Genomic DNA, 26,135 nt, shown 5'->3' on the forward strand with positions numbered 1-26,135 from the left:
TTACGTCTCGATCCGCATCATCTCGTAGAAGCGGCCGACGAACAGGGGTGGATAGGCGCCGATCCCCGCCCCGGTCATCCACTGCGCCGCGGCATCTGGATGTTCGATCCACTCCCGGGCGCCTTCCTCGTCGGGAAACTCTTGCAGGATCAATACCTCATGCGCATCGTCGAAAGCCTGGAAAACCCAAGTCTTTCGGATACCGGCCGCGGTGAAGCGGTCCATCGCGCCCCGCACCCCGGCGGTCAGCGTGGGCACGTCGTCGACCGACGCTATCGCGGCGACGACGACCCCGGGCACCGCCGGCGCGGCCGGCGGCTCGGCAACGTACCTGTCGATGATCTCGCCGGCGAAAACCGCCGGAATGTCCTCGACGCCAACAGCATCGAACCAGTCGAAGAAGATCCGGGACCGCAACAGCTCGACGATCGGCTCGCGGCTGTGCACCCCGATCATCACCAGCACCCGGCCGAAGTCGTGCGTTGACGCATAGACCAGAACATGGTGAGCGCCGATGTCGGCCAGCGCCGACTTGTTGCGCTCCAGCAGCGGCCACACCCGACTGGGATCCGGCACCCGGTAGTCGGATGCGATGACCATCGAATGAATGTCGCCGTCGGTCAACGCAGTTGGTCCTTCATGACTTTCCCGGTGGCGTTGAGCGGTAGGGCGTCGAGGAACTCGACGGATCGCGGCGCCTTGAATCCGGCCATCCGCTGACGGCACCAGGTGAGCAAATCACCTTCGGACACAGCTGTTTTCGCTACCACGAAGGCCTTGCCTACCTGGCCGAGCCGCTCGTCGGGAACACCGATCACGGCGGCCTGGGCAACCGCGGGGTGCTCCAGCAGGAAGCCCTCGATCTCGGCCGGGTAGGCATTGAACCCGCCTACGATGAACATGTCCTTCTTGCGCCCGTCGATCCGCAGCCGGCCCGCCGTATCCAAACTGCCCAGATCGCCGGTGTGCAACCAGCCGTCGTCATCGATCGCCTCCGCGGTGGCAACTGGATCATCGAGATAACCCTGCATGACACTGTACCCGCGGACCAGCACCTCACCGTCATCCGAAATGCGCACTTCCACCCCTTCGCAGGGCAGGCCCGCGGTGGTGGCCACCTCCTCGAAGGAGTCGCCCGGCCTCGACAGCGTTACGTTGCCGGCCTCGGTGAGCCCGTACCCGGTCATCAAGGTCTGGAACGGCAGTTCGCTGTGTATCCGGCGAACCAGTTCGACGGGTATGTCGGCGGCGCCGGTCACGCCGGCCCGCAAGCTCGACAGTTTGGTTTTGTCGCTGACCGTCAACAATGAGTGGTATAGCGTCGGCGGGCCGGGCAGCATCGTAATTCGTTCGCGTTCAACAAGTTCCACCACAGTATCGATGCCGAACACAGCGACCGGCAGCATTGTCGCGCCGCGCAGGAAGGAAGCGATGAGTCCCGCCTTCAAACCGAAGGTGTGAAAGTACGGGTTGATCATCAAATAGCGGTCACCTTCGCGCAGATCGGCGAGCGTCGCCCACTCCTCATACATCCGCAGTGTTTGGCGATGATTCATCATCGCACCCTTCGGACGTCCGGTCGTTCCCGAAGTGAAGATGATGTCGGAGATGTCGTTGCCACTCACCGCCCGTTCGAACGGGGAACCCGCGGCAAGGAATTCGGACTTCAGATCGATGACCGGTATCCCCGCGGGCGCGGTGTAGTCGGTGGCGGAATCGAAGCCCAGGAAGCCCCGCTGCACCAGGACTGCCTTGGCCGCACTGCGGGCGATGACGTCGCCCGCTTCTTCGGACTTGAAACGAGCGTTCACAGGGACCAGCACACCGCCCGCGGTGAGCAGGCCGAATGCCGCAATGACCCACTCTGCCGAGTTGGGCGCCCAGATCGCCACCCGGTCACCCTTTTCGATCCCGAATGACGCGAATGCCCCTGCAGCACAGCGGATCCGGTGGACGAGCTCGCTGAAATTCAGCCGCAGCGGACCGTCGACAATCGCTTCGGCGTCGCCGAAGCGGTCCGCCGCGCTCAAGACCATCTCGGGGATGGTCTGCCAGACACTACTGGATGTCACACCGTGACGAGTCGACCGAGGTTGCCGCCCATGATCTTCGCCTGTTCGTCGATGGACAGGTGCGATAGCGCGTTGACGTAGTAGGTCGGCTCCGCCAGTCCCTCTGGGTGCGGCCAGTCCGACCCGTACAGCACCTGATCCACCCCGACGAGGTTGACCAAGTCGTCGATGCCGTCCTCGAAGAATGGGCTGACATGGATTCGGCTCTTGACCATCTCGACCGGGTCGCTCGGGAAGGCCTCGGGGGCCTTACGGAAGACCTCGGCCAGGCCGTCGAGCAATGGGGTCATCCATTTCGAACCCGCCTCGACGATCGCGACCTTCAGCTTGGGATGGCGATACAGCGCACCGTGAATCACCCACGACGCCACCGAATCCTGGATCGGCCGCCACTCGTTGAGGATGCCCATCGCATTGGTTTGGAACGGCAGCATCTCCTGGTCGGCGCCGTCCCACTCGGAGGTGTAGCGGGAGTAGCCGCTGTCGCTGGAGTGCATGCCGACGAGCAGGTCGTGCTCGACGACCCGCTCCCAGAACGGATCGAACTCCGGCAGCGCGAACGACCGGGGGCCGCGGAATCCGGGGACCGGAGCCGGGCGAACCAGGATGCACCGCGCGCCACGCTTGACCACCCACTCCAGTTCCTCGATCGCCTTCTCGACGATCGGCAGGGTGATGACCGGTGTGGTGAAGATGCGGTTCTGGTAGTTGAAGCCCCAGACCTCGTCGAGCCACTGGTTCAGCGCATGGATCAGCACGTGGATAGCGATCGGGTCGTCGCGCAACCGCTCCTCGATCAGGCTGGCCAGCGTCGGAAACATCAAGGTGCGGTCCAGGCCCAGCTCGTTCATCTTCTCCAGGCGGGGGCCGGGCTCGAAGAACGCCGGGATCGCGCGCATCGGCTCGCCGAACAGCTCGCGTTTGGTCTTGCCCTCCGGATTGCCGTACTTGAAGTACTCCTCCCAGGCACCCGGACGGGCGACCACCTCGAAGGTCGGGTTCGGAATGTAGTTGCTGATCACGCCGCGCAGCGCAATCTTGGTGCGCCCGTTGATCTGTACGTACTGGACGTAGTCCTTGTACTCCTTGGGCAGAAACTTTGTCAGCGCCTCCGGCGGCTCGTAGAGATGGTTATCGGCATCAAAGATCGGAAACGGAACATCTTCCCGATGCGACAACTGGCCCATGAAATCCTCCTTCGCAATTTATGAGAATACTATTCTCTAGCGGGGTTCACCGCAACGCGCCTGGCAACGGGCTCTCCGTGGCCGGAGGTCAGCACGTGGCGATGATCCTGAAGGTTGCGATAGCCGGTTCACTGGGTTGGTCCACCTTGTAGCCGCCCGCGGTACCGGTGATCGTGAATTTGCCGGCGGTCAGGCTCATGTCGGCGTCGCTCCCTGCGCCCCGTGCGTAGCTACCGGTGAAGCCACCCACATTGTGGATTCGCACGGACTCGGCGGTGGCCCGCTGCGCACGGCCATCCACGACAAAGGTGGCCCCGGCAGAATTGCCGCCGATGTGAATCGTCCGGTACCACTGCACCTGCGTGCACTCGACGACATTGAACTTCGCATCGTTTCCGTCGACTGTGACCGATGCCGTGCCCGAGAGCGGCGTTTGCGGCGGCGGGCTGCAAGCTCCTACCACGGCCGAAGCCAACGCCGCAGCGGCCACCGCGATAGGGCGACGCATTGACCACCTCAATCCATGCCTACGAATGTTCTTGGGGCTGCGGCGATGATGTTATTCTCGAAAATGGAGAATGCCAATATCGGCGCCCTCGTCCAAGGTTGGCGGAGGCCGAGCGGACGGAGACAACGCGCGTAAGCAGCGGACTTTCACCGGACGAGGCGATAGCATCCGTTGCACGGCTGTGGGTGGACGACGCACACTGGCGGCGCAGAGCGGGTCATGAACCGCACCGCCAGTCCGCGCCCGGAAGCTAGAGGAGCGACATGATGTACAGGTTGTTGCGCGCGGGCTCTGCGATGTTGGTCGCTGTCGTGGTAGGGGGGGCGGGCTTACTGGCAAGCACCGGACGGGCCCACGCCGATGACCCGGTCATGCACCACGTCAAGTACTCGATCACCGCGAAGAATCCGATCTACGCCAACATCTATTACATCGATCAAGAACCGGCGATCTTCTCCGACTACAGCCACGATCCTTACCGCTTCACCCCCAACGTTCAGGCCGACGTCGGCCCGGATAAAGCGTGGAGCTACGAACTGAATTTAGCGAAACCCGAATACTGGGCCATGGTCGTCGTCAACACCGGTCCCGAGCCCGGCACGCCGCAGTTTCATTGCGACCTGTCGGTGGACGGGGCCGTCGTCGTGTCCAAGGACGGGCCCAAGGGTGTGCTCTGTTCCATCCGGAACTGGTGAACCACCCAGGCCTCTGGCACACCCGCAGTCGGCGGCGGCTCGCCTTCGAGGCGGCGCAGATAATTCTCCACCAGCTCCAAGGTTTCGGCGTGACCGGCCGACATGCCCAGCGCCTGCTCCAGCACGAGCATCCGCGACAGGCTGCTCATGAGCACGGTGAACACCACTGGGGGCACATCCTTATCGTCCACGCCGTAACGCTGCAGCGCGGCCGTCACCGCTCGCTGCTGTTCCTCGCGGAAACGCTCGGCGTAGTGCGCGATTACGGCACGCATCTCCTTGCGGTGGTTCGCCAGCGCCATGAACTCCATCGAAATCCGGGTGAAAGCCGGATCGGTGCCGAATCTCCAGAGCGCCCACAACGGCTGCGGGGATTGCAGCGCTTTCGCCTGCACCTGAAGACCCTCTTCGGCGCGGCGGCGGAAGACCGCCACGAACAAATCCTCCATGGCGCGGAAGTAGTAGTGCACCAGCTGGGGCTTCAATCCGGCCTTGTTCGCGAGCCGGCGCGACGTCACGGCGGCGTAGCCCTCTTCGATCATCAATTGCTCGGCCGCGTCGAGCAGCCGGCCGCGATTCTTCGCGTCCGGCGCCCCGATCCTGCGGGCCGATGTCATCTTGTTCCTAACTCCCCAAATCGCATGTCGATCACGCCGATCGTACTGTCGCCGGCACATGGCCTTGACCACGACATTACCGCCATGCTAAGCAGGTGCTCAGCACAACTATAGGATTCGGGGCGGCGGTAGCTCTGGCCGCCGGTACAAACTGCGGCAATCCAGCTCCGGGAGGCGCATGTAATGACCAGCACCTACGAATCGATCGATTTCTTTACCGACCCTTCCCTGGTACCGGATCCACACCCCTACTTCGACTACCTGCGCAGCCAGAACCCGGTGCTCCGGCTGCCGCACTACGGGGTCGTCGCCGTCACTGGGCACGAAGAAGCAAACGAGGTCTACAAGGACCCCGAAGCGTTCTCGAACATCGTCGCGCTGGGAGGCCCATTCCCGCCGCTGCCGTTCCAACCCGACGGCGACGACATCAGCGCGCAGATCGACGAGCACCGCAGCTACTTTCCGATGTTCGAGCACATGGTCACCATGGACCCGCCAGATCACACCAAGGCGCGGTCGGTGTTGAGCAAGCTGCTGACACCGAGCCGGCTGAAGCAGAACGAGGAGTTTATGTGGCGCCTCGCCGACCGGCAGCTCGATGAATTCCTCAGCAACGGTGAGTGCGAGTTCATCTCCGAATACTCCAAACCCTTTGCCACGCTGGTCATCGCGGACTTGCTCGGTGTCCCTGAGGACGACCACAAAGACTTTCGCAACGTGCTCGGTGCCGGACAGGTCGGCGCGTTGGACCACGAGTCTGTCGGTGTCAACCCGCTGCAGTGGCTCGACGACAAGTTCTGTGCTTACGTCCAAGACCGACGACGCAAGCCACGCGAAGACGTGCTGACCCCGATGGCGACGGCGAAGTACCCCGACGGTTCCACACCCGAGGTCATCGACGTAGTGCGCACGGCCACATTCCTTTTCGCCGCGGGCCAGGAAACCACCGCCAAGCTGCTCAGCGCCGCGCTACAGGTGCTCGGCGACCGGCCCGAGATCCAGCAGCAGTTGCGTGACGACCGCAGCCTGATCCCGAACTTCATCGAGGAATCGCTGCGCATCGAAAGTCCCGTCAAGTGCGATTCGCGACTCGCTCGCAGGCGCACCACGATCGGCGGCGTCGACATCCCCGCCGGCACCGTGGTGATGGTGCTGCCCGGCGCCGTTAACCGCGACCCGCGAAAATTCGACAACCCGCACGAGTTCCGCCTCGACCGCAAGAATGTCCGCGAGCACATGGCGTTCGCACGCGGGGTGCACTCGTGCCCGGGGGGACCGCTCGCGCGCGTGGAGGGCCGAGTCTCCATCGAACGCATCCTGGACCGCATGGCCGACATCCGCATCAGCGAGGTCAAACACGGGCCTAGTGGCGATCGTCGCTACACCTACGAGCCGACGTATATCCTGCGCGGGCTCAGCGAGCTCCACCTCACCTTCACGCCGAAGGGTTAAAACCTTCGGCCGCCGTCAGGTCGGAGGAAGGCGCTCGATCTGCTCGAAGATCGGGCGTGAATCAAGCGCAGGGGCACCATGTCTCAGTGGTCCCAGGAATCACTCGAGCCCCTCCATTGGCGGGCACCCGGTTTGCCTACCTCTTCGCGACAAATTGACTCGAAGACAGAATTGTCGCTGTGGTGCGGGCAACTCGGGACTCAGACGCGGGCAACGGATCCGACAGTCGACAGTCATCACGCCAGCTCCACGACCGCCCGCGCCGAGAACACACGCGTTGCCCACCCATTAGCGACAAGTCAGCGCAGGACACGGAATCTTACGACGGAGTCCACCCATTGTCGCTGTGATGCGGGCAATTCCGCGCAGCGACGAAGGCAGCGGATCCCACACCAGGCTGATGTCACCCGAGCCACTCGAATCTTGGCTCATGCTGACACACGAATTGCCCACCTGTCAGCGACAAATCGGCGGAAAGCCCCGGACTGTCGCTGTGATGCGGGCACAACAGGTGGTGCTTCTTGGGCCGGGCAAGTGTGGCGGATGTGTGACGACGCCTACCCGGCCAAACCGGCGCGGGACGCCCCGAACTATGCGAACGCCAATCCGACTATGTAGCAACTAAAGAGACTCACGCCGATCAGCACGACCCAGGCGTCCGTGAGGCGGCATAGCAAGGCGGGAGCTTGGCGCACTTCCATAAACTCCCGAAAGATGATGCGCACCTTGATAAGAGCGATCACGATAACGCTAGACGTGACCACCACACTAGGTCTCAGTGATCCATCGACCGAGTGGTCGATCCACAGATAGGCCAGCGTGAACCCCGCCAGGATCAGCCAGACGACCAGCAGCCTCTTGTTGAATTTCAACATCACCGATCACCTCACCACGTACAGCAGCGCGAAGATGAGCACCCAGAGGAAGTCGACGGTGTGCCAGTAGGTGGCGCACGTTTCGACCAGCTCCTGGGATCGCCGGGCCGGACTGCGGAGCTGATAGACGATGACACCGAGGACGACGAAGCCAATCAGCAAGTGCACGAAGTGGATTCCGGTGAGGAAGAAGTAGTAGGTGAAGAAGTCGTTGCTGTCCGGTCCATTTCCCGTACCAACCAACCGAGCCCACTCGAACACCTTGAAGAACAGGAAGATTGCGGCGCATGCGGCGGTGATATAGACGTCTCTGTGCGCCGCCCGGTAGGCGCCGGCGCGCGAGGACTGGACACACCGCGCCACCGACCAGGAACTGAGCAGCAAGACGAGGGTGTTGAAAACACCGATGCGAAGGTCCAGATGCGCCTGGGCGTGCAGGAACAGCTCGGAACTTCGAGCGCGATAGAACAGGTAGAAGCCGAAATACCCGGTGAAGACCAGTGTTTCGAACAATACGAAAGCCCACATGTCCGGCTGACCCGGCACGAATGTCGCGCGCTTGTTCTCATCTTCCAGGTCGGTCATGAAGCAGTAGCCCGCTTCCGCGTTAGGTCGGGCCTGACCGGGAGGGGCCCGGTGCCGAAGTCTTCGCGCCGGATCATCCGAAAGAGCATGATGATAAACGTGACTTGGTAAATGCCGAACACGACCATGTCCAGCCACCAAGCGATCTGTCCATTCCAGGCCAATACGCCACGCTGGAAAAGCCAGCACGGCGCCACGACAACCTCGGTGAGCGCGTTGCACAGGTTGAGGTAGCCGAACCATTTGGGAAACACCCGATTCTTGTCGATCAGAATCGCGACCATCCAGATCAGCGATCCGATCAGGAACACGCCCATGGTTCCGTCGAAAGACAAGAAGGCGAAGTCGTAAAGCCAGCCGATCGCCCGAGGATCTCGCTCGGGCCGCAGCGTCCCGACGACCAGCGCGATGCAGAGCAGCAGCAGGCCGGGAACCGCGCTGAGCGAATAGATGAGCAGATACGTATACCCGAAAGCGCGACTGACCGACATGCGGCGCATCGAATACGCAATGAGCGCATTGTTTACCGCGGTCATACCGGTGATGGCGAATACGACGCCTAAGCCAATCGGTATTCCCAGCTGTCGTTCATGGAACCAGTGGACCTGCGTCGCGAGGTCCCAGGTGGGCTGCGGCGGGGGCTGGACTTGCGCCACCACGAAGACCATCGGAAAGAAGAGGTTGTAGAAGACGACCATGATCCACCACGCCACCCACAGCTCGCGCTTGGGGTTGTGCCGCAAGTGCCAGGCGATCCGGCGATGCATCATGCGCTGTCCAGTTCTGTTGCGCACCTTTGGATCTCGGCACGCTCCCGATACACTGCGCGACCCAGGACGACGCCCATCACGACCACCCAGACGCCGATGACGACATTTTTCAACCAAAACGACAACCCACCGTCCCAAGCCAGCGGGCCGGACAACGACACGCCGACGAATGCTGCCGGTACCAGCGCCGCCGCAACGAGAAGGTTGAAGTGCGCCACCCAGCGCGGCAATACGAGGGTGGCGCGATGATCGAAATAGATTGCCAGGGCAAGAATTACGCTTTGTCCGATCAAAAACGGAACCACGACCGTGAAGGTGACCCACGCGAAATCGTTGAGCAACTGCGTCAGCTCCGGACTTCGTTCCGGGCGAAAGGCGGCCAGCAGCCAGCAGACATTGGCGATGAGAAACAAGGTGGGACCGCCGGCCGCGCAACCCAGCATCGCGTAGGAGAAGATCGGCGTGCGATGAGCCATCCTCCGGATCTGCATCACGATCAGCGCCAGGATCGGGATGAGGCCTGCACCGAACCAGTTGAACAGGATCATGCTGTACCGGACGCCCGACGGGTTTTCCCGATAGAACGCCGCCACCTGCTCCGCCGACATCCTCGGCGACATCGGCGGCGTGAAGCCGGGAAACAGAAAAAACGCCGAGATCCAGATCAGCACCGTCGCGGGCAGCGTCCACAGCAGGATCAGCTCTCCATCGATTCGTCTGAGCGCGCTGCGCGTCTCGCCCTCTTCGGACATCGGTGACTCCCTCCGGCGTGATCATCGGCCCGTGGGCCGAAAGTAGCCGATCGGCTAGCGGAGGGTCAATAGCCGATCGGCTAGGCTCTCGGTGTGGTCCCGCACCAGACCCGCAGCGAGTTCCGATTCGTCGCGCGCAGCCCCGCACAGACGCGCATCCTGGACGCCGCACTGAAATTGATCGCCGAGCACGGTGTCGGCGGAACGTCGCTGCAGATGATCGCCGACGCCATCGGAGTCACGAAAGCGGCCGTCTACCACCAGTTCAAGACGAAGGAGCAAATCGTCGTCGCGCTCACGGAACGCGAACTCGGCGGCTTGGAGGAGGCGCTGGAGGCCGCCGAGGCCCACGACGATTTTCCCCGGGCGCGTGAGGTCTTGCTGGGCCGGGTCATCGACATGGCCATTGAGCGTCGCGGCGCGGCGAGCACCCTGCAGTTCGATCCCGTCGTAGTGCGGCTGCTGGCCGAGCAGGAGCAGTTTCAGCAGTTCATACGCCGTCTCTACGGCGTGCTGGTCGACGATACGTCCGCGGACGCGCGGGTGTCGGCGGCGGTGCTTTCGGGCGCCATCGCCGTCGGCGTCATGCATCCTCTGGTCGCCGATGTGGACGACGACACACTGCGCGCACAGCTGCTGCGGATCACACACCGCCTGATCGGTGCGCCCGAGGCTTAGCTACGTGTCGGCGCGGACCCAGCTCATGATGCCGTCGTGTGCAAAGCAGATCAGAAACAGACCATCAGGCGCCTGCGCGACATAGTTTTGGTAGTTCTGGCACGCCGCGCCTTCTTCCTTGACTCCCGCCATTGGAGGTGACCGGAACCATCGCGGCTCGTATCTCCTCGGCGAGCCGCAGAACATCAGCCGCCCGGGCTGTCCGGCGGGGGGAACGACACTGTCGTCGACACCGAAGGCGTAGTAGGTGGTGTTGTCACACGGCGCGCCTAGAACCTGATGCGCCATGATGCCGGGGGTGCAGGCGGGGTAGTCGCAGACGGTCGGCTCGGCCAAGGACGGCGGCGCCGCCAGCACACCCGTGCCGAGTAGCGCGGCCACCACTGCCACCATTAATCGCACCCAATTACTTTGCCACATCTAAAAAGAACCTGAAAAGAAAATTCTCCCAATTGGAGAAGATGACCTGAGCCAATAGCCGCCCACGGCGGATTGCGTCCGAAACCCGCGCCCGCGTTATGGGCTGACGAGCGAGCATTTCCGCATGTAGATCGGCTAATGCAGCCGCCCGATGACGGCGTTGAGCTCCGGCCAAAAGTGATAGGCTGCTTCTCCGTGCACGATCCGGAGGGGCCCGACGTCGACCATTCTGATGACCCGGCTGACGTGACCGATCCCAACGAAGCACAGCCGCGCTCAGGGGTCGATCCCGGCGCCGCAGCGACCGTTTCGGAAGCGGACGCCCAAGACGAGGTTGCCAGGGCTGAGGCGCGCGCGGAGGCGGCTCGGGCCCGTCTGGAAAGGCTGCGCGAGGCAGCCGAAACCGGCTCCCAAACCGGCAAAGCCGACGACGATGACGCCTCCCGAGACGGAGAGCAGCGCCGCGCAAAGTTGACCCGGCCACGACTGGTGCGATTAGGGTTGCCGCGGCGTCCGGGGTGGCTCCAACGCCCAGGACGGAGAACAATCGCCGCCGGCGTCGGCATCGTGCTCGTCTTCGCTTCCGTCGGCGCGAGCGGTTACGTGGTGTGGCAGCACCGAACCACCGTGCACAAACGGCAGCTCGCCGCTGAGTTCAGCGCCGCAGCCCGGCAAGGCGTCACGCTGCTGATGTCGATTGACGCCAACCATGCCAGGGAGGACTTCCAGCGCATCATCGACGACTCTACGGGCGACTTCAAGAGCCAAATGTCAGTGATGTCAGGCCTTATGGTCAAGCAAGCGGAGGAATCGAAGGCAAGTAGCAAGGCCACCGTGGAAGCCGTTGCCGTCGAGTCGTTGAGCGATGATTCGGCGGTCGTGCTTGTCGCCGCGAAATCGGATGTCACCACTGCAGACAACACAACTCGGCCACCTGTCGTGTGGCGGCTCAGCGTTGGTATCACGCGGGACGGCGGTCAGCTGAAAATGTCGAAAGTCGATTTCCTGCAATGACTGTCGAGCAAGGTTCGTCGCTGGACGGCTCCCTGGACGGCAACGAGGCCACACCGTGCGACGAGGTGGGGCCGCCAACCGCTGCGCAGGCTTCGGCTCGCACCAACGGACTGGCCACGATCAATCGCTGGGTCCACCGGTTTTTGGCGCCCTGTTTAACTAGGTGGCGTTCGATAGTCGCGACCGGGGTCGTCGTTACCGCGGTGGGCATCACTGCCGGCCTGTTCTTCGTTGTGTACCGGCCGGATCAGCAAGTCGGCGACGCGGCGGCACACCAGGCAATCCAGGCGGCGTCAGACGGTGCCGTGGCGGTGCTGTCGTACTCGCCTGACAACCTGGACCGTGATATCGCCAAGGCGAAGTCATATCTCACCGGCGACTTCCTCGCCTACTACACCAAGTTCTCCGAACAGATCGCGGCGATGGCATTGCAGAAGCATGTCACGCAGACGGCCAAGGTGGTTCGGGCCGCCGTTTCAGAGTTGCACCGGGATTCCGCCGTTGTGCTGGTGTTCATCAACCAGACCGCCACAAGCAAGGAGAAGCCAGAACCGCAGACAACCGCGAGCATCGCCCAGGTGACGTTGACCAAGGTCAAAGGTTCCTGGCTGATCTCGAAATTGGATCCGCTTTCCTGACCGCGTCAATGCCCTGTGCCGCGTGGCTGGTTGGCCACAAAACACCGCACCCGGTTAACGGCGTCGTCCGGTTTGACTCCCATCCCCACCAAAATCTGAACTATTTGGGCAGGGGGAACACCGCCATCAAAATCGTTCGCGATCACATGGACGCTGGGAAACCAATTTTCCGCACTTACTCCCGGCGGCGGTGGCTTTGTGTCGCCGCCGAGGCACTGAACGTATCCATTAATGCCCGTGTCGGCGTGCGCAGGCGACGGCTCCATCAGCACGACCCGGGCGATGAGTAGGACGGCGACAGCCATGCCGACCGCCGCGGCGCCAGAGATAGAACGCATACTCATAAATACCCACCCTATCGGCGATGCGCAGAAGGCGATATAGACCTTCAACCTGACCCACTGCCTGTCTGAGTTCATTCGGCATCCGGTCAGTGGCGCGGTATTATTCTCATCGCGCGAGAACGCCGTAACCGATGCCGAAAAGCTGCCATTGGCACTGTCGGATCATTCGCGTCGAGGAGCACATGATGCGTTCAGTTCGAACACTCACCATCGCAACGTTGGTTGCTACCACGGTATTCGGCGGTTTGGGCACGGCGCTGGCTCCGTCGGAAGCCCGGGCGACAACCAAGGAAGAAGTGGCCATCAACGGGACTTTCCGTGCCACGTCAATTGGCGATTACGCCCAGAGAAATGACCAGTACTTCGGCGAGCCGACGGTCTACCAAACATGGACCATCAGCTCGACGTGCGACACATTCCAGGAATGCCACGGCATGGTGCATAGCGACCAGGGATGGAGTGCTGCCCTCTATATGAATGATGGGGAGATGTGGAAGGTTAAGCGCTCTATACCGGACTGGGAGCGATGCGAAGACGGTACCGCGTTCCCCGGACAGCAGACTTTCTATTTCTATCCCGTGAACGAATACGGTGGATATCAGCTCGGGTCGTCGACCATGGCCGGAAAAGACAAGACGGTCGGCCCCTCCGGCGCCTGTGGGCAAAACCAGTGGCTTGACATCGCGATGCCGTTCCGCCTGGACAGAATAGGCTGACCGGGCGGGCCAAATCGCCTCAGCCTGAACGGCTTCAGGTGGGAAGCATGTCCTGCCACGTCTTGGGCGCTTTCGCGGCAACGAGATCCGACTGCTGGTACAGCTTCCCGTCCGGACCGACGTAGCGACCCGTATGCGGGTCATACCGCGCGATCGTGACGGACGGCCCAGCCGCAGGACCGAATGCGCTTGGCGCGGCCTGCGGGCCCGGGCCGCCGGCCGTGCCGGGTGGTGCGGCATCGGGAGGTGTGGGCGGTGCGGGAGCGGCTGGCGCCGGAAGTTCCGCCGGTGAAGGGACATCGAGTGGCGCTATGGGCGAAAGGTCGGCCGACATCCCCGACAGGGGCGCCTGCGGGGGCGGTCCCGACGAGGGCACCGGCGGAACAGCCGCGGCAATCGCGCCAGGCGGTGGATTCTCTCCCCGCGGCCCCGGCGGTGCGCCGCGCGGCACCGCCCCCGGCGGCAGCGGCGTCCCCTCGACCGGGCCGAAGAGCCTGTCGTTGACGGTAACCCGATCATCGGGTGGGATGCCCTGGGCGATCAGGTTCGGGTCCAGTGGGTAAGGACCGAGAACGTGCTGGCGCATCGCCAGCGGCATGAAGGGCTTGTCGCTGTTGCAGATTTCGACGGTGGGCGCACGCTTGCCCGGGTGACCCATGCAGGGATAGTTGCGGGCACCGCGAACCGCGATCGGTGAATCCTGCGGGAGTTTGCAATACAAGCCGTCCGGTGTGTCGATGTCGCTGAGGTCGTCCGGGGATCGCCATGTGTTGGGTGGCATGAAGCCAACCGTGCAAATAGGCGGATCGTCGATCGTGAGTGCGAAATCGCCTTGGGCCGTACCCTCGGGGTGGTTCTCCGCCTGGGCGGCCTGCTCGATCGCAACCGCCGACGGCAGCAACACGAGCAGCTGCTCCAGCGAAGGGTGGTAGGTGATACCGATCTGCCCGATGGTGGTCAGGTTGGCCAGCAACACCGGCAGCGTCGGTTTGATTTGTTCGAGAAGCCGGGATGCTTCGTTGGCTGCCTCGGGTCCGTTTCGCAGCAGAGTGCGAACGTTTGAATCATCCTGTACGAACACGTCCGAAATTCCCGCGAGGCTGCGCGCCCACGTTCTGATCGAATCGGTGGTGCGTGCTTGCGAATCCAATAGCGGCCCAGTGTCTTCAGTGAGGGTTCGGGTTTGATCGACGACGCCGTTGGCGTCGCGGGACACTGTCGTTGTGGAGTCGAACAGTGATCCCAGGTCGTAACCGGAACCGTTGAAGCCGTGGAAGGTCTCGTCGAGCAAATGGCCGAGTTTGGTCTTCGGGATGCTCTGGACCAAAGCATTAAGCTGATCCAGCATCGGCCCGACCGGCTGCGGAATTGTCGTGTCGCGCATCGCGATTACCGAGCCGTCGTGCAGGTAGGGCGGCGAATCGGTTCTGGGCTGCAGGTCCACGTACTGTTCACCGACCGCGGAGACACTGAGCACCGCCGCCGTCAGGTCCGCGGGGACCTTGGGTGAAGTGTCAAGCGACAGTGTGGCTTTCGCTCCAGTCGGCGTCAAGCTCACTGAGGTGACCTTCCCGATTTGCACCCCACGGTAGGTCACGTTGGAAAACCGGTAGAGACCGCCGGTGGCCGGCAGCTCCAGCGTCACCGTCATCCGACCGATGCCCAGCAAGGTCGGCGCTTGGATGTAGAAGAGCACCATCGCAATCACGCCGATGGTCCCGACGATCGTGAAAATCGCCAGCTGGATCCGGATGAAGCGGGTCAGCATCTATCCGCCACCTTCCGTGGGTGCCACAGAGGGCGCCACAGAGGTCGTTGTCGGCCCGGGCGCACGTGGCGGGCCGGGCAGCCGGGCCCCGGGCGGAGGCGGGGGCAGCGGCAGCGCCTCCGGATCGACCCACGGCGGCCTGATGGGGTCATTCAGCGGATCATGTGTGTAATTCAGGTAATACGGGTCCCCGGGCGCCGGCACCAACGGCTGGTCCAGCTGCCCCCAGTGCGTCCCCAACATCAGTCCGCGCTTGAGCCGTGGTATCGACAGGTCCAAATCGACGTGCAGGTTGAAGTAGTCGCCCCGGACCGCTCGGTCGACGAAGTTCTGGGTGAACGGGAACACGAAACTCGCCGCGATGGCCGTGCCGAGCTCCGGTCCGACGTCGGAGAGCGCGCGGATGGTCGGCTCCAGGTTCTTGAGATTCTTGACCAGGTCGGCCTGAGAGTCGTTGATCAGCCGGGTGGCGGTGCTGCTGAAAACGCGGAGCCTGTCCAGGGCCGCCGTCAGTCGCGGCCTCTCCCTGATCAGCACATCCAGTGCGGGCGGTACTTTGCGCAGTGCCTGGCTGAGAACGTCGCGTTGCCCGGCGAAGGTGCCGGCAAGCCGGTTCAGCGCCTGGATGGACTCAACGATGTTGTCCCGCTGGTCGTTCAGTGTTCCGACGAACGTGTCGAGGCGGGTTAGCAGATCGCGTACGGCGCCCTCGCGCCCGGACAGGGCGATGGAGAAATTGTGGATGATTTCGCCGATTTGTCCCAGTCCCCCGCCGTTGACGACCGCTGCCAGCGACGACAACGTCTGCTCTGTCGACGGGTACGCCGATGACCGACTGAGCGGGATGGTGGCGCCCGGCTGCAGCCGTCCGGTTGGCTCCTGGCCGAGCGGGGAGTTGAGTTCCAGATGCATCGACCCCAGCAGACTCGTCTGACCGACGGTGGCCACCACGTTGGCCGGGACGACGACATCGCGCTTCACCGAGATCTCGACGTCGGCATGCCAGCCTTGCACCCTCATATTGCCGACACTGCCGACGATGACGTCGTTGATCATCACTGGCGAATTCGACTCCATCGTACCGACATTCGGCAGTTCGACGTGGTAGATATCGGCCCCGGGACCGCGTCCGACCGCGCCCGGCAGGGGTAGTGAGTTCAGGCCGTGGAAGGCGCATCCCGTCAGGGTCAACATGGCGCAGGAGCCGATGGCGAGCAGCCGCCGCCCAGACACCCACACGCGGGCGGTCATGATTGCGGCCCTTCGGCCGGCAGCAGCATGCCTGACACACCCGGCGCCGCCGGTGGTGGCGGTTCCATCGGTGTCGACGGCGGAGGCGGCAGCGGCATCGCCGCGCCCGGTATCCGCGCGGGCGGCTCCGCCCCCGGCGGTCCCACGGGATCACCCGGTAGACCGGTGTAGGCCGACACCGCGGGCGGAATTTCGGGTGGTCCGGGTTTGGGGCCCTCACCGCCAGGTGCCAGGCGCGGTTCGGTGTAGAGGATGTTCTCCGGGTCTATCGACTTCTGCAGGAATATGTTGATGGGGATCGGCAGGCTGTTGAAGTTGAGCACCCGCAACCCGGGACCGAGGAACATCGAGCACAGCTTGCCCGATTCAACCGCGGTGACGTTTTCGATGGCACCCACTGCCGTGCAGCCGGGTACGGGCAGGGGAACCATCAGACCCGAAAACGTGGGGTTCGCGAAGTTCATGATCCCGAACCCGCCCACGATGGTTCCGGTGTCGGCGTTGTAGTCGTTGAAGAAGTTGCCGAGCGCGTTCGGCGCGGCGTGCAGGATGTTTTCCAGCGGCATGCGCTGATTGACCAGGATCTGCGTGACATCGGCCAACCGGGCAATCTGCTCGCTAGTCCCCTCGCGAGTTTCGGCGATGAATCGCTGCACCTCGCCGACCGCCGTCGACAGCTCGGTCAGCGCCGCGTCCAGCTCGGATTTGCTGTCGTTGACCACGCTGGTGAGCGTGGCCAGCCGGTCGTTGAACTGCACGATCTGGACGTTGCTGTCGCGCAGCGCGCTAACGAAGATCTGTAGGTTTTTGATGATGTCGACGATGTTGCCGCTACCGTTGGCGAGGATCCGGCCCACCCCTGACAGTTGCGCGATTGTTTGCCGCAGCTTGTCGCCGTTGCCGTCGAGCGCATTGGCGGCGCTGTCGATGAACCGGCCCACCGACGTGCCCGAGACACCACTCTTGGGTCCCAAATCCGTTGCCAGCCGCATCAACTGGGTCTTGACCTCGTCCCACTCGACGGGCACCGCGGTCCGCTCGACGGGGATCACCGCGCCGTCCGGCATGACCGGGCCGCTGGTCCGGTAGGCGGGAGTGAGCTGGACATAGCGGGCAGCAACCAGGTTCGAGGCAACGATGACCGCTTTCGCGTCCGCCGGAACGGGCACGCTGCGGTCGACCCCGAGGGTCATCTTGACCTGTTTCCCCTGCGGCTCAATGGATTTGATCTTGCCGACCTTGACACCCGATACCCGCACCTCGTCACCGGGATAGACCGCGGTGGCGGTGGTGAAATAGGCGGTAATCGTTCTTGGGGCAAAGAACGTATTCCGGACGAGCACGGCGGCGCCGGCAACGACGAGCCCGACCAGGACAACCGCCGCCACGGTCGAAAGCCGCTTGCGCTTAGCCGGGGGAATTCGAGATATCACTGCGACCCTCCGACCCTGCCGCCCAACGTACAGTCGGGGCATACCGGAATACCGTTGTACGGCCACGGAACCAGCGACCGAGGTACCGGCGACGGGTAGCCAGGACCGCGAGCCGGGTCGAAGGTGCGGAATCCCCAGAGATAGTCGAGGAATGGCTGGAAGATTTGCGGGGCAAGGAAGTTCGGGACGAAAGCCTGATAGGCGTACATGCTGGAGATGCCCTCACCGACCGTGATCTGGAATTTGGCGAGTCCCGGCAGCGCTTTGCTGATGTTGTCGCGGTTTTTTTCCAGCATCGCGGTCAGCGAATTCAGCCTCTTCAGCGTCGGTGCCAATTCGCTTTCGTTGTCATGCACCAGGGCCGTCAGCTGTTTGGCCACCGTCGACGTGTTGGCCAACAGGTCCACGATCTCCTGCCGGCGCGCCACCAGTACTTGGAGCAGGGCGTCGGAGTTGAGGATGAGTTTGTTGACCTGCTGGCTGCGTTCGGAGAGAACCCCGGTGACGTCGGCAGCGCTCTTGAACAGCTCACCCAGATTCTTGTTACGGCTGTTGAGGGTGCGTGACAGTCGGGTGAGTGCGTCAAAAGCCGGTCCCATTTGGGGTGCTATCTGGTCGAGCGTCGCCGACAGTGTGTCCAATGACTGATTCAGCGTCGCGGTGCTCGTCCCGGCGGTGTCGGAGGTCAAGTCGCTGACCGCTTCGGTCAACGAATAGGGCGAAGACGTGCGCGAGACGGGAATGAGCGCCATCGGGTGCAGCTTGCCGGTGCCGGCAGACTCCACTGTCAACACCCGCTCGCCCAATAGCGTGCCCGTGCGGATGTGCGCGGACGTCTCCGAGCCGAACAGGATGTTGCCCTTCACCGCGAACGTCACCAGCGCATCACCCTGGTGCAGTTCAATATTCGACACAGTGCCAACTTTGATCCCCGATACCGTCACGGGGTTGCCTGGCGCGAGGCCGCCGGCTTCGGTGAACAGGGCCTGGTATCTGACCATCGTCGCCCATGTGACGAACCGGTCGGGCGACAGGCCCACCAGGATGGTCAGCGTGATCAAGACCGCGCCAATGAATCCGGCCTTGATCAACCCAGCTCCGCGATATTTCAGCATCAGGGTTCCGTGCACCTTCCAGCATCGGACCTAAATATGGGGGCTTTCACCGTCCGGCCCTGAAGGTCCGTGCCGCGGAGCTCCAACTGGCAGAGGTAATACGGGATCGTGGAGCCGTTCACGCCGAGTCGCACCAGCTTGCGGTAGTTCTTTGGCGCCTTCCCGAGTGCGGCGTCGAGGCGGTCCTTGTCGTCGTCGAGGATCGGCGCCAACCGATTCAATTGGTCTATGGTGCCCGACAGCGGCGGCCGCGCGCTGGTTAGCAGATCCGCCAGCGATGCGGTTCCGTTGTCCAGCGCCGTGATAGCGGCGCCGATTGTGTCGCGGTCGTCCGACAACCCGCTGACAAGCCGCTCGAGGCGATCGATCGCGCCGGAGAACTGGGTGCCGTCCTTGGAAATCGTGCCGATCACGATGTTGAGGTTGTCGATCAGTTGCTGCACGGCTTGATCGTTGTCGGCCAAGGCGTTCGAGAACGACGTCGTCTTGGCGAACAGCGACTCGAGAGTCCCTCCTTGCCCCTGGAATACCTGCAACAATCCTGAGGTCAGCGCATTGACATCGCGCGCATTCAGGCCCTGGGTAACGGGTTTCAGTCCGCCGAGCAGCAGATCGAGGTCAAGCGCCGGCGCGGTGCGGTCGACGGGAATCTGACCGCCGGCCGGCAGATGCTTGGCCGGGCCCGGACCGTCGAGCAGTTCGAGGTAGCGATCGCCCACCAGGTTGAGGTAGCGGACCGCCGCCCGGGTGCCCTCGGTGAGGACCACGTTGCGGTCGGTGTCGAACTTCACCACAACTTTCTTGTCCGGCTGCAGCGAAACGCTATTGACCGTGCCCACCCGGATCCCGGCGACCCGCACCGACTGCCCCTCCTTGAGACGCGACACATCGGTGAACACCGCCGAATACCCGGTCGTCGAACCCGTCCGGTACTGGCCGAAGATGAAGAACAGGGAGGCGGTCAGCATCACCATCACGACCGCGAAGGTCGCGACTTTGATCAGCGTGCCGCGTGTCCTCATCCGGGTTGTCCGATCTGAACCGGGTTGCGTGGCGGTCCGGCGATCGGCCCGTATAGCAGTTGTTTGAGGAGATCGGAGTTGATCAGCAGCTGCGGGTTTCCGTACCCCACCGGGTCGGCGCCGATATCTGAGATCAGCTGCTTTGGATGCGAGTTGAACGGGATTCTCGGCAGACCCATGCACTGGGGGCCGCCTGTCGCCGCGACCTTGGGCAGGTTCGTCGGATACCGATAACGTTCGCCGCCCCAGGTAAGACTCGCCGAGATGTTGATGCTCGGTTCCGACAGCGGCGAACCATGCGAGATCGTTATCAGACCGCCGAAAGCACAGGTGAACACCTCGTGGTACTCGCTGGTCAGATCGGTTGTCGGCACCAGCAGATGCAATACATTCGTCAGCGGTTCGCGGTTGTTCGACAAGACATCGTTGCCGATGTTGGCCAAGCCGATCGCGCTGATCAGCAATGCATCCAGGTTGCTCTGCTCGTCGACGATCGTCTGGCTGATCCGGTTCGCGTTAGCAACGGTTTTCACCAGGTTCGGCGCCGCGTCGGCATAGGCGTTCGACACCGCCGGTAACACCGCGAGGTCATGGCGGAATGCCGGAAGGCTCGGCTCCAGCTTGGCCAGAAAGGAATCCAAGTCGGTGAGCGACTGGCCAAGCTGTGTGCCCCGCCCACTGAACGCTTGTGCCAGCGCGCCCAGGGACTCGTTGAGCTTCGCCGGGTCGATCTGGGCCAGCACCGACACCAATTGCTGGAATACGGTGTTGATTTCGACCATGACGTGCTCGCCCGCCAGCGTCTGGCCGGCATGTAGCCGTTGCGCCGAGGGCTTATCGGGGGCCACCAGTTCGACCGACTTCGCGCCGAACACCGTCGACGACGTGATGTCGACGAGCACGTTGGCGGGAATGTATTGCAACTCCGACGGGAACATCGCCAAGTGCAGAGCCGCCCGGCCGTTCGGCAGCGACTCGATCGATTCAACCTTGCCCACCTGCACGCCGCGCATCTTGACCTTGGCGTCCGCGTTCATCACCAGGCCGGCACGCTGTGAGATCACCGTCACCGGCACGGTTTCGGTGAGGTCGCCCCGGAAAAGGCTTACCGCCAGCGCGAAGATCGCCGCGACCACCAAGACGGTTACCAGGCCGGCCAGCGGCCGTGCGTACGATCGGACGCCGAAGTGGCGGCCGGGTGATGCCGCGACAGGTGCGGCGGCACTGGTGGTTTCAGACTGGTGGACGGGCCGGGGGCCGAAGTCGCGCGTCACTTTCCTTTCACCACCTTTCGCTAGCCGGACAGGTTGAAGTTTCCGTTGGAGCCGTAGACGGCCAGCGAAACCAGGAGTATCACTGACACGACCACGATCAGCGAAGTCCGCACCGCGTTACCGGTCGCGACCCCCACGCCGGCTGGTCCGCCCGAGGCGAAAAAGCCGAAGTACGTATGGATCAACAGGATCGTGATCGCCATCGCGATGGCTTGCAGGAACGACCACAGCAAGTCGATCGGGTTCAAGAACGTGGTGAAGTAGTGGTTATACAAGCCGCTTGACTGGCCGAAGAGCATTGTGGTGATGAACTGGCTAGCCAGAAACGACAGGACGACGGCGATGCTGTACAAGGGCGTGATCGCCAACATTCCGGCCATGATCCGGGTACTGACGAGATACGAGATCGGCCGGATCGCCATCGATTCCAGGGCGTCGATTTCTTCGTTGATGCGCATGGCGCCCAATTGAGCTGTGACACCGGCACCGAAGGTGGCTGCCAAACCGATTCCCGCGACGATCGGCGCTGCGATGCGAACGTTGATGAAGGCGGAAAGGAATCCGGTCAGTGCCTCGATGCCGATATTGCCCAGTGAGCTGTATCCCTGGACCGCCAGCGTGCCGCCCGCGGCGAGCGTCATGAACCCGACAATCGCCAGCGTCCCGCCGATCATCGCCAAAGTCCCCGCGCCCATGCTGATTTCGGCGATGAGACGGATGATCTCGCGCCTATAGTGAGTGACCGCGAATGGTATCCCGCCCAGCGCTTTGCCGTAGAACAGCGTGTGATCGCCGATTCGGCTCAAGGTGGCCACCGGCTTCTGGGCTTGTCGCGTCAGACGCGGATAGGCCACGCGCAGTCCCATAGCTTGCCTTGCACCTCCTTCGCGCTACTTGGTCGAGAACCGGATACCGATAGCAGTGACAACCACATTGACGACCATCAGCGACATGAACGCGAACACCACGGTTTCGTTCACCGCGTTGCCGACCGCCTTGGCACCCCCACCCGACACCGTGAGCCCGCGATAGCACGCCACCAACCCGGCGATAAGACCGAAAAGCGCTGCCTTGACACACGAAATGATCATCTCCGGAACGCCGGTCAATAACGTGATGCCCGCCGCGAACGCGCCCGGGTTCACGTCTTGAACGAAGACCGAGAAGATGTATCCGCCCAGAATGCCGATGATGACCACCAAGCTGTTCAGTAACAGAGCAACCAATCCGGCGGCCAGCATGCGTGGCGTCACCAAACGCTGAACCGGATTGATACCCAGCACTTCCATCGCGTCGATCTCTTCGCGGATCGTGCGCGAACCCAAGTCCGCGCACATCGCCGTGGCTCCGGCACCGGCCACAATCAACACCGTCACCAACGGTCCGACCTGGGTGACCGCGCCGAAAGCCGCTCCGGCACCACTGAGGTCCGCAGCGCCGAGTTCGCGCAACAAGATGTTGAGCGTGAAGCTCACGAGAACCGTAAACGGAATCGCCACCAACAACGTGGGCACCAGCGAGACGCGGGCGACAAACCAGGACTGCTCGAAGAACTCTCGCGTCTGGAACGGCCGGCGAAACAGGAACCTGATCGCATCTGCCGACATCGCAAACAGGCCGCCGACCGCCTGCATTGCCCCGGAGAGATTCCCAGGCAGGGACACTCCCGGCGACCAGCGATTCGGGTTTTTATTCGCCATCGGCGTCAGCCCCAGTCGGCATCGTCAGCCCAGACCTTCGCACCGCCCCGAAGCGAAACACCTTCCGAATTACGGCATCTCGGCTTCGAAACGGTTTTTCTCCTCACGCCGGCCCTCCGTTCTCTTGCGTGAGTTGGCACTTCCAGGCCGTGTGGACCGCCCGAGCCCGCGAGTCTTGAAGCGCTTGGCGATTATGACTCATGCCGCGTCCAGGGGGAATGAAAAACGCATAACCGTTATCAGCGGCCTGGGCAGACATTTCCGACATTTCCTAGTCGCACCCGGCCCTAGGTGACCGCGCCGGCGGTCTTGAGTTCGATGATGCGATCCCAATCCAGCCCTAGTTCCAACAGAATTTCGTCTGTCTGCTCGGCGAATCCAGGCGCGGGACCGGTCTGCGGCGCGGTGACATCGAACTGCACGGGGTTGGCGACAAGCTCGAGTTCGCCTGCGCGAACCAAATATTCGTTCGCTCTGATCTGTGCGTCGTCGGCCGCTTGCAAGGTGTCCTGCACCGGCGCCCAAGGTCCCGCGAGCGTCGCAAAGCGTTCGCTCCACTCGGCAAGCGTGCGGGTTGCGATCACTTTGGTCAAGATCTCCACGGCATCTGCCGTATTCGCGGCAATGGCTTCCGCGTCGGCAAAGCGTGGATCGTCGATCAGTTCGGGCCGGTCTATATGACGGCACACGTCGGCCCAGAACTTGCCGGGCTGCATCATCACCAAGGAGATGTAGCGGTTGTCCGATGTCGGGTACACGCCCACCAAGGGGTTGACCGGCGATCCATGGATGCCCGGCGGCGGCGCTTGCATCAATTGACCAAGGTGTTTGGTCAATGCCACAGTGTGGCCGAGCGACCACAGTCCGCTGCCGAGCAGGGACACGTCGACGACGGACGGTTCGCCGGTGCGCTCCCGCTTGAGGAGGGCCGCCGCGATCCCGCCGGCAAGGTTGGTGCCCGAGATGGTGTCGCCGTAGGCCGGGCCGGGTGGGTTGATCATCCCCTCGTAACCCATCGGCGTGATGGTGGCCGCGGTGCCCGCACGGCACCAGAAGGCGGTCATGTCGTAGCCGCCCTTGACTGACTCCGCGCCGCGGGGGCCCAGGGCACTGCCGCGCGCGTAGATGATCGAAGGGTTGACCGCGCGGATGTCATCGACGTCGATGCCGAACTTCTGCCGGTGGTCGGGCAGAAAGCTGGTCAGGAACACGTCCGCGGTGCGGGCGAGTGCGTAGAGCACTTCCCTGCCCTCGGGCACCGACATGTCCAGTCCGATGCTGCGCTTGCCGCGGTTGGCGTGCTCGATGTTGGGGTTGGGGTCGCCCTCGACCCGCAGCATGCCGGTCTGGCGCAGCCCGCGTTGGGGATCACCGGTGACCGCGTGCTCGACCTTGACTACATCGGCGCCCCATTCGACCAGCACGGCGCCCGCCGACGGGACGAACCCGTACATGGCGACTTCCAGCACCCGGATGCCTTCGAGCGGTTTCACGCTTGGGCTCCCCCTATCACCGGCACGGCAAAAGTCTTGCGTTCCAGGAACTCTTCGAGTCCGGCGACACCCATCTCGCGGCCCACCCCCGACTGCTTGAATCCGCCGAACGGGCTGTCGGCGCCGAAGTAGTTGCCGCCGTTGACGGAAAACGATCCGGCGCGGATCCGGCGCGCTACGGCCAGGGCCCGATCCTGGTCGCGGCTGAAGACCGCACCGGCCAGTCCGTAGATCGAATTGTTGGCGATTCGCACTGCGTCGTCGTCATCATCGAAGCCGATGACTACCAGCACCGGCCCAAACACTTCGTCCTGCGCGATCTCGCTGTCGGGATCGACGTTGGTGAGCAGGGTGGGTGCATAGAAGAAGCCGGGGTCCAGGCGCTTGCCCCCGGTCACCAAGGTGGCCCCGGCGGCGACGGCCCGCTGGACCATGCCGTCCACCTTGTCCCGCTGGCGCTCGTTGATCAGCGGTCCCATGTAGGTTTTCGGATCGGCCGGGTCGCCGTAGCGGACATGGGCGAAGTGCTGCGCGATCAACTCGACGATTTCGTCGTGGTGCGCCTTGGGCACCAGCAGCCGCGATGTCAGCGCGCAGCCCTGACCGGCGTGGGTGACCATGCTGAACGCCGCGAACATGGTGGCGGTGGCGAAGTCGGCGTCGTCGAGCATGATCACTGCCGACTTGCCGCCCAATTCCAGGAAGACGCGTTTGACGGTGTCGCTGGCCGCGGCCATGATTTTGCGGCCGACCGCCGTTGACCCGGTGAAGGTCACCACGTCGACGTCGGGGCTGGTGGTCAGCGCCTCGCCCGACGCGGCATCCGACGAAGTCAGCACGTTCACCACACCGGCCGGGATATCGGTGTGGTTGGCGATCAACTCACCCAGCGCCAGGGTGATCAGCGGGGTGTCCGGCGCGCCTTTGAGCACCACCGTGCAGCCGGCGGCCAGCGCCGGGGCCAGCTTGGCCAGCGCGAGTTGGTTCGGATAGTTGTAGGCGATGATGGCCGCCACCACGCCGGCAGCTTCCTTCTCGACCCAGCGATGATGCTGCATGCCGCGCGATTCTCGGTTGCCCAAATCTTCGGAGAACTGATAGCTGCGCAGCAGGTCGGCGTAGAACCTGACGATGCCGATCGGTTCGTCGAGCTGGGCGCCCTGGGTCAGGGCACGGGTGGCGCCGACTTCGGCGATGGTCAGGTCGCGCAACTCCTCGGCGTGGTCGAGCAGCGCCCGATGCAGCTGATCGAGGCAACGGATCCGCTGCTCGACGTCGGTCGGCCAGCTGATCGTGTCGAAGGCGCGCCGGGCAGCGGCGATCGCCTGCTCGGCCTCACCGACGCCTGCATCCGGAGCGTGCCCCAGGATGGCGCCGGTGGCGGGGTTGATCGACGGGAACGTCTTCTCGGTCGTAACCAGTCGGCCGTCGATCAGCAGCCGGCGGTCGGCCCGTGACGCCTGCGCGCCGACGATTGGCACCCGGACGGTCTCCGCCGTGTCCTGCGCTGGCATGGTGGGGCCCCCTGGTGTGGTGACGGTCACGATAATTTCATTCTCATATCAGGCGAATCTTACATTCGAGCCTAGAGAATTCAAGAAAGCGTCCGGACCCTATAGGCCCGCTGAGCAGCTAAGCAATCGCTCAGCGGCACCCCGGCGAAGCCTCTCTATGCAGGCCGCGCACGGTTTCGCCCTTAGCTTGCACGCCGTTCTGGCGTGAGAGTAGCATTCTCATAATTGCAATCATGGTTCTT

The 26,135-nt window shown here is 63.2% G+C and carries 27 protein-coding genes and 1 pseudogene; 7 read left to right on the forward strand and 21 right to left on the reverse strand.

The window, feature by feature from the left end; translation table 11 throughout:
* The 4 genes from AWC27_RS00305 to AWC27_RS00320 all read right to left on the reverse strand — a co-directional run bounded on the left by AWC27_RS00305 (position 1) and on the right by AWC27_RS00320 (position 3,767).
* Positions 1-624 (reverse strand): fatty-acid--CoA ligase, encoded by a 624-nt coding sequence (locus AWC27_RS00305; RefSeq protein WP_085668423.1) that lies wholly within the window; start codon positions 622-624, stop codon positions 1-3.
* Positions 621-2,036 (reverse strand): FadD3 family acyl-CoA ligase, encoded by a 1,416-nt coding sequence (locus AWC27_RS00310; RefSeq protein WP_211281530.1) that lies wholly within the window; start codon positions 2,034-2,036, stop codon positions 621-623. The genes AWC27_RS00305 and AWC27_RS00310 overlap by 4 nt, the downstream gene beginning before the upstream one ends.
* A gap of 32 nt (positions 2,037-2,068) precedes the next feature.
* A complete protein-coding gene (locus AWC27_RS00315; protein ID WP_085668428.1) occupies positions 2,069-3,259 on the reverse strand; it encodes an amidohydrolase family protein in 1,191 nt (396 codons plus the stop codon).
* Positions 3,260-3,347: 88 nt separating this feature from the next.
* Positions 3,348-3,767 (reverse strand): lipoprotein LpqH, encoded by a 420-nt coding sequence (locus tag AWC27_RS00320; RefSeq protein WP_085668430.1) that lies wholly within the window; start codon positions 3,765-3,767, stop codon positions 3,348-3,350.
* 98 nt (positions 3,768-3,865) lie between these two features.
* Here AWC27_RS00320 and AWC27_RS32955 point away from each other — a divergent pair.
* Positions 3,866-4,034: pseudogene (locus AWC27_RS32955) on the forward strand (enoyl-CoA hydratase/isomerase family protein); the annotation flags it as partial.
* Between the two features lie 29 nt (positions 4,035-4,063).
* On the forward strand, positions 4,064-4,462 hold the full coding sequence (locus tag AWC27_RS00330) for a hypothetical protein (protein WP_085668432.1): 399 nt from the start codon (positions 4,064-4,066) through the stop codon (positions 4,460-4,462).
* On the opposite strand, the gene AWC27_RS00335 is transcribed toward AWC27_RS00330, so the two are convergent.
* On the reverse strand, positions 4,378-5,079 hold the full coding sequence (locus AWC27_RS00335; protein WP_085668434.1) for a TetR/AcrR family transcriptional regulator: 702 nt from the start codon (positions 5,077-5,079) through the stop codon (positions 4,378-4,380). The two genes, AWC27_RS00330 and AWC27_RS00335, sit on opposite strands and share 85 nt — an antisense overlap.
* A gap of 183 nt (positions 5,080-5,262) precedes the next feature.
* Here AWC27_RS00335 and AWC27_RS00340 point away from each other — a divergent pair, with 183 nt between their 5' ends.
* Complete coding sequence (locus AWC27_RS00340; RefSeq protein WP_085668436.1) at positions 5,263-6,531, forward strand: cytochrome P450; 1,269 nt, start codon at positions 5,263-5,265, stop codon at positions 6,529-6,531.
* Between the two features lie 590 nt (positions 6,532-7,121).
* On the opposite strand, the gene AWC27_RS00345 is transcribed toward AWC27_RS00340, so the two are convergent.
* The 4 genes from AWC27_RS00345 to AWC27_RS00360 are packed head-to-tail and all read right to left on the reverse strand — an operon-like array spanning position 7,122 to position 9,513.
* Positions 7,122-7,406 carry a cytochrome C oxidase subunit IV family protein gene (locus AWC27_RS00345; RefSeq protein WP_085668438.1) on the reverse strand — a complete coding sequence of 95 codons (285 nt, stop codon included), beginning with the start codon at positions 7,404-7,406 and terminating at the stop codon, positions 7,122-7,124.
* A 6-nt stretch (positions 7,407-7,412) separates the two neighbouring features.
* Positions 7,413-7,991, reverse strand: coding sequence for a cytochrome c oxidase subunit 3 family protein (locus AWC27_RS00350; protein ID WP_085668439.1), 579 nt, complete (start codon positions 7,989-7,991; stop codon positions 7,413-7,415).
* Positions 7,988-8,761, reverse strand: a complete 774-nt coding sequence (locus AWC27_RS00355; protein ID WP_085668440.1) for a hypothetical protein — start codon at positions 8,759-8,761, stop codon at positions 7,988-7,990. Before AWC27_RS00355 ends, AWC27_RS00350 begins: the two co-directional genes overlap by 4 nt.
* Positions 8,758-9,513 carry a hypothetical protein gene (locus tag AWC27_RS00360; protein WP_085668443.1) on the reverse strand — a complete coding sequence of 252 codons (756 nt, stop codon included), beginning with the start codon at positions 9,511-9,513 and terminating at the stop codon, positions 8,758-8,760. The genes AWC27_RS00355 and AWC27_RS00360 overlap by 4 nt, the downstream gene beginning before the upstream one ends.
* A 93-nt stretch (positions 9,514-9,606) precedes the next feature.
* Between AWC27_RS00360 and AWC27_RS00365 the strand changes: the two genes are divergently transcribed.
* Positions 9,607-10,191, forward strand: coding sequence for a TetR/AcrR family transcriptional regulator (locus AWC27_RS00365; protein ID WP_085668445.1), 585 nt, complete (start codon positions 9,607-9,609; stop codon positions 10,189-10,191).
* On the opposite strand, the gene AWC27_RS00370 is transcribed toward AWC27_RS00365, so the two are convergent.
* Positions 10,192-10,611, reverse strand: coding sequence for a hypothetical protein (locus AWC27_RS00370; RefSeq protein ID WP_211281526.1), 420 nt, complete (start codon positions 10,609-10,611; stop codon positions 10,192-10,194). It lies immediately after the preceding gene.
* A gap of 195 nt (positions 10,612-10,806) precedes the next feature.
* On the opposite strand from AWC27_RS00370, the gene AWC27_RS00375 reads away from it, so the two are divergent.
* Both AWC27_RS00375 and AWC27_RS00380 read left to right on the forward strand, forming a co-directional pair.
* Positions 10,807-11,625 carry a hypothetical protein gene (locus tag AWC27_RS00375; RefSeq protein WP_085668788.1) on the forward strand — a complete coding sequence of 273 codons (819 nt, stop codon included), beginning with the start codon at positions 10,807-10,809 and terminating at the stop codon, positions 11,623-11,625.
* Positions 11,622-12,263: a hypothetical protein gene (locus AWC27_RS00380; RefSeq protein ID WP_085668448.1), complete on the forward strand. Its 642-nt coding sequence runs from the start codon at positions 11,622-11,624 to the stop codon at positions 12,261-12,263. Before AWC27_RS00375 ends, AWC27_RS00380 begins: the two co-directional genes overlap by 4 nt.
* A 5-nt stretch (positions 12,264-12,268) precedes the next feature.
* On the opposite strand, the gene AWC27_RS00385 is transcribed toward AWC27_RS00380, so the two are convergent.
* Positions 12,269-12,682: a hypothetical protein gene (locus tag AWC27_RS00385; RefSeq protein ID WP_245846738.1), complete on the reverse strand. Its 414-nt coding sequence runs from the start codon at positions 12,680-12,682 to the stop codon at positions 12,269-12,271.
* Between the two features lie 110 nt (positions 12,683-12,792).
* On the opposite strand from AWC27_RS00385, the gene AWC27_RS00390 reads away from it, so the two are divergent.
* Positions 12,793-13,323 carry an Rv2253/PknI dimerization domain-containing protein gene (locus tag AWC27_RS00390; RefSeq protein ID WP_085668792.1) on the forward strand — a complete coding sequence of 177 codons (531 nt, stop codon included), beginning with the start codon at positions 12,793-12,795 and terminating at the stop codon, positions 13,321-13,323.
* Between the two features lie 34 nt (positions 13,324-13,357).
* Here the strand turns inward: AWC27_RS00390 and AWC27_RS00395 are convergent, their stop codons facing one another.
* From AWC27_RS00395 to AWC27_RS00440, 10 genes are all read right to left on the reverse strand, one after another.
* Complete coding sequence (locus AWC27_RS00395; protein WP_085668450.1) at positions 13,358-15,091, reverse strand: MCE family protein; 1,734 nt, start codon at positions 15,089-15,091, stop codon at positions 13,358-13,360.
* Positions 15,092-16,342, reverse strand: coding sequence for an MCE family protein (locus AWC27_RS00400; protein WP_085668452.1), 1,251 nt, complete (start codon positions 16,340-16,342; stop codon positions 15,092-15,094). It abuts the gene before it with no gap.
* Positions 16,339-17,817, reverse strand: a complete 1,479-nt coding sequence (locus AWC27_RS00405) for an MCE family protein (protein ID WP_083111868.1) — start codon at positions 17,815-17,817, stop codon at positions 16,339-16,341. The genes AWC27_RS00400 and AWC27_RS00405 overlap by 4 nt, the downstream gene beginning before the upstream one ends.
* Positions 17,772-18,890 (reverse strand): MCE family protein, encoded by a 1,119-nt coding sequence (locus tag AWC27_RS00410; RefSeq protein ID WP_083111934.1) that lies wholly within the window; start codon positions 18,888-18,890, stop codon positions 17,772-17,774. The genes AWC27_RS00405 and AWC27_RS00410 overlap by 46 nt, the downstream gene beginning before the upstream one ends.
* Positions 18,890-19,912 (reverse strand): MCE family protein, encoded by a 1,023-nt coding sequence (locus AWC27_RS00415; RefSeq protein ID WP_083111867.1) that lies wholly within the window; start codon positions 19,910-19,912, stop codon positions 18,890-18,892. Before AWC27_RS00415 ends, AWC27_RS00410 begins: the two co-directional genes overlap by 1 nt.
* Positions 19,909-21,072, reverse strand: coding sequence for an MCE family protein (locus tag AWC27_RS00420; RefSeq protein WP_245846760.1), 1,164 nt, complete (start codon positions 21,070-21,072; stop codon positions 19,909-19,911). The genes AWC27_RS00415 and AWC27_RS00420 overlap by 4 nt, the downstream gene beginning before the upstream one ends.
* Positions 21,073-21,206: 134 nt before the next feature.
* Positions 21,207-22,052, reverse strand: a complete 846-nt coding sequence (locus AWC27_RS00425) for an MlaE family ABC transporter permease (protein ID WP_083111866.1) — start codon at positions 22,050-22,052, stop codon at positions 21,207-21,209.
* A gap of 24 nt (positions 22,053-22,076) precedes the next feature.
* On the reverse strand, positions 22,077-22,886 hold the full coding sequence (locus AWC27_RS00430; protein WP_083111865.1) for an MlaE family ABC transporter permease: 810 nt from the start codon (positions 22,884-22,886) through the stop codon (positions 22,077-22,079).
* Between the two features lie 287 nt (positions 22,887-23,173).
* Positions 23,174-24,379, reverse strand: a complete 1,206-nt coding sequence (locus AWC27_RS00435; protein WP_085668454.1) for a CaiB/BaiF CoA transferase family protein — start codon at positions 24,377-24,379, stop codon at positions 23,174-23,176.
* Positions 24,376-25,893, reverse strand: coding sequence for an aldehyde dehydrogenase family protein (locus AWC27_RS00440; protein WP_085668456.1), 1,518 nt, complete (start codon positions 25,891-25,893; stop codon positions 24,376-24,378). The genes AWC27_RS00435 and AWC27_RS00440 overlap by 4 nt, the downstream gene beginning before the upstream one ends.
* Positions 25,894-26,135 lie beyond the last annotated feature (242 nt).

The sequence above is a fragment of the Mycobacterium szulgai genome, assembly GCF_002116635.1.
In the GTDB taxonomy this organism is placed as follows: Bacteria; Actinomycetota; Actinomycetes; order Mycobacteriales; family Mycobacteriaceae; genus Mycobacterium; species Mycobacterium szulgai.

Bases quoted from the DNA above. Each gene is read 5' to 3' on its own strand.
- AWC27_RS00410 (WP_083111934.1), bottom strand. From the start codon at position 18,890: ATGCTGAAATATCGCGGAGCTGGGTTGATCAAGGCCGGATTCATTGGC.
- AWC27_RS00335 (WP_085668434.1), bottom strand. From the start codon at position 5,079: ATGACATCGGCCCGCAGGATCGGGGCGCCGGACGCGAAGAATCGCGGC.
- AWC27_RS00370 (WP_211281526.1), bottom strand. From the start codon at position 10,611: ATGTGGCAAAGTAATTGGGTGCGATTAATGGTGGCAGTGGTGGCCGCG.
- AWC27_RS00385 (WP_245846738.1), bottom strand. From the start codon at position 12,682: ATGAACTCAGACAGGCAGTGGGTCAGGTTGAAGGTCTATATCGCCTTC.
- AWC27_RS00405 (WP_083111868.1), bottom strand. From the start codon at position 17,817: ATGCCCCGACTGTACGTTGGGCGGCAGGGTCGGAGGGTCGCAGTGATA.
- AWC27_RS00430 (WP_083111865.1), bottom strand. From the start codon at position 22,886: ATGGCGAATAAAAACCCGAATCGCTGGTCGCCGGGAGTGTCCCTGCCT.
- AWC27_RS00400 (WP_085668452.1), bottom strand. From the start codon at position 16,342: ATGACCGCCCGCGTGTGGGTGTCTGGGCGGCGGCTGCTCGCCATCGGC.
- AWC27_RS00310 (WP_211281530.1), bottom strand. From the start codon at position 2,036: ATGGTCTTGAGCGCGGCGGACCGCTTCGGCGACGCCGAAGCGATTGTC.
- AWC27_RS00425 (WP_083111866.1), bottom strand. From the start codon at position 22,052: ATGGGACTGCGCGTGGCCTATCCGCGTCTGACGCGACAAGCCCAGAAG.
- AWC27_RS00340 (WP_085668436.1), top strand. From the start codon at position 5,263: ATGACCAGCACCTACGAATCGATCGATTTCTTTACCGACCCTTCCCTG.
- AWC27_RS00345 (WP_085668438.1), bottom strand. From the start codon at position 7,406: ATGTTGAAATTCAACAAGAGGCTGCTGGTCGTCTGGCTGATCCTGGCG.
- AWC27_RS00320 (WP_085668430.1), bottom strand. From the start codon at position 3,767: ATGCGTCGCCCTATCGCGGTGGCCGCTGCGGCGTTGGCTTCGGCCGTG.
- AWC27_RS00440 (WP_085668456.1), bottom strand. From the start codon at position 25,893: ATGCCAGCGCAGGACACGGCGGAGACCGTCCGGGTGCCAATCGTCGGC.
- AWC27_RS00390 (WP_085668792.1), top strand. From the start codon at position 12,793: ATGCGTTCAGTTCGAACACTCACCATCGCAACGTTGGTTGCTACCACG.
- AWC27_RS00360 (WP_085668443.1), bottom strand. From the start codon at position 9,513: ATGTCCGAAGAGGGCGAGACGCGCAGCGCGCTCAGACGAATCGATGGA.
- AWC27_RS00350 (WP_085668439.1), bottom strand. From the start codon at position 7,991: ATGACCGACCTGGAAGATGAGAACAAGCGCGCGACATTCGTGCCGGGT.
- AWC27_RS00415 (WP_083111867.1), bottom strand. From the start codon at position 19,912: ATGAGGACACGCGGCACGCTGATCAAAGTCGCGACCTTCGCGGTCGTG.
- AWC27_RS00395 (WP_085668450.1), bottom strand. From the start codon at position 15,091: ATGCTGACCCGCTTCATCCGGATCCAGCTGGCGATTTTCACGATCGTC.
- AWC27_RS00380 (WP_085668448.1), top strand. From the start codon at position 11,622: ATGACTGTCGAGCAAGGTTCGTCGCTGGACGGCTCCCTGGACGGCAAC.
- AWC27_RS00355 (WP_085668440.1), bottom strand. From the start codon at position 8,761: ATGATGCATCGCCGGATCGCCTGGCACTTGCGGCACAACCCCAAGCGC.
- AWC27_RS00315 (WP_085668428.1), bottom strand. From the start codon at position 3,259: ATGGGCCAGTTGTCGCATCGGGAAGATGTTCCGTTTCCGATCTTTGAT.
- AWC27_RS00330 (WP_085668432.1), top strand. From the start codon at position 4,064: ATGTTGGTCGCTGTCGTGGTAGGGGGGGCGGGCTTACTGGCAAGCACC.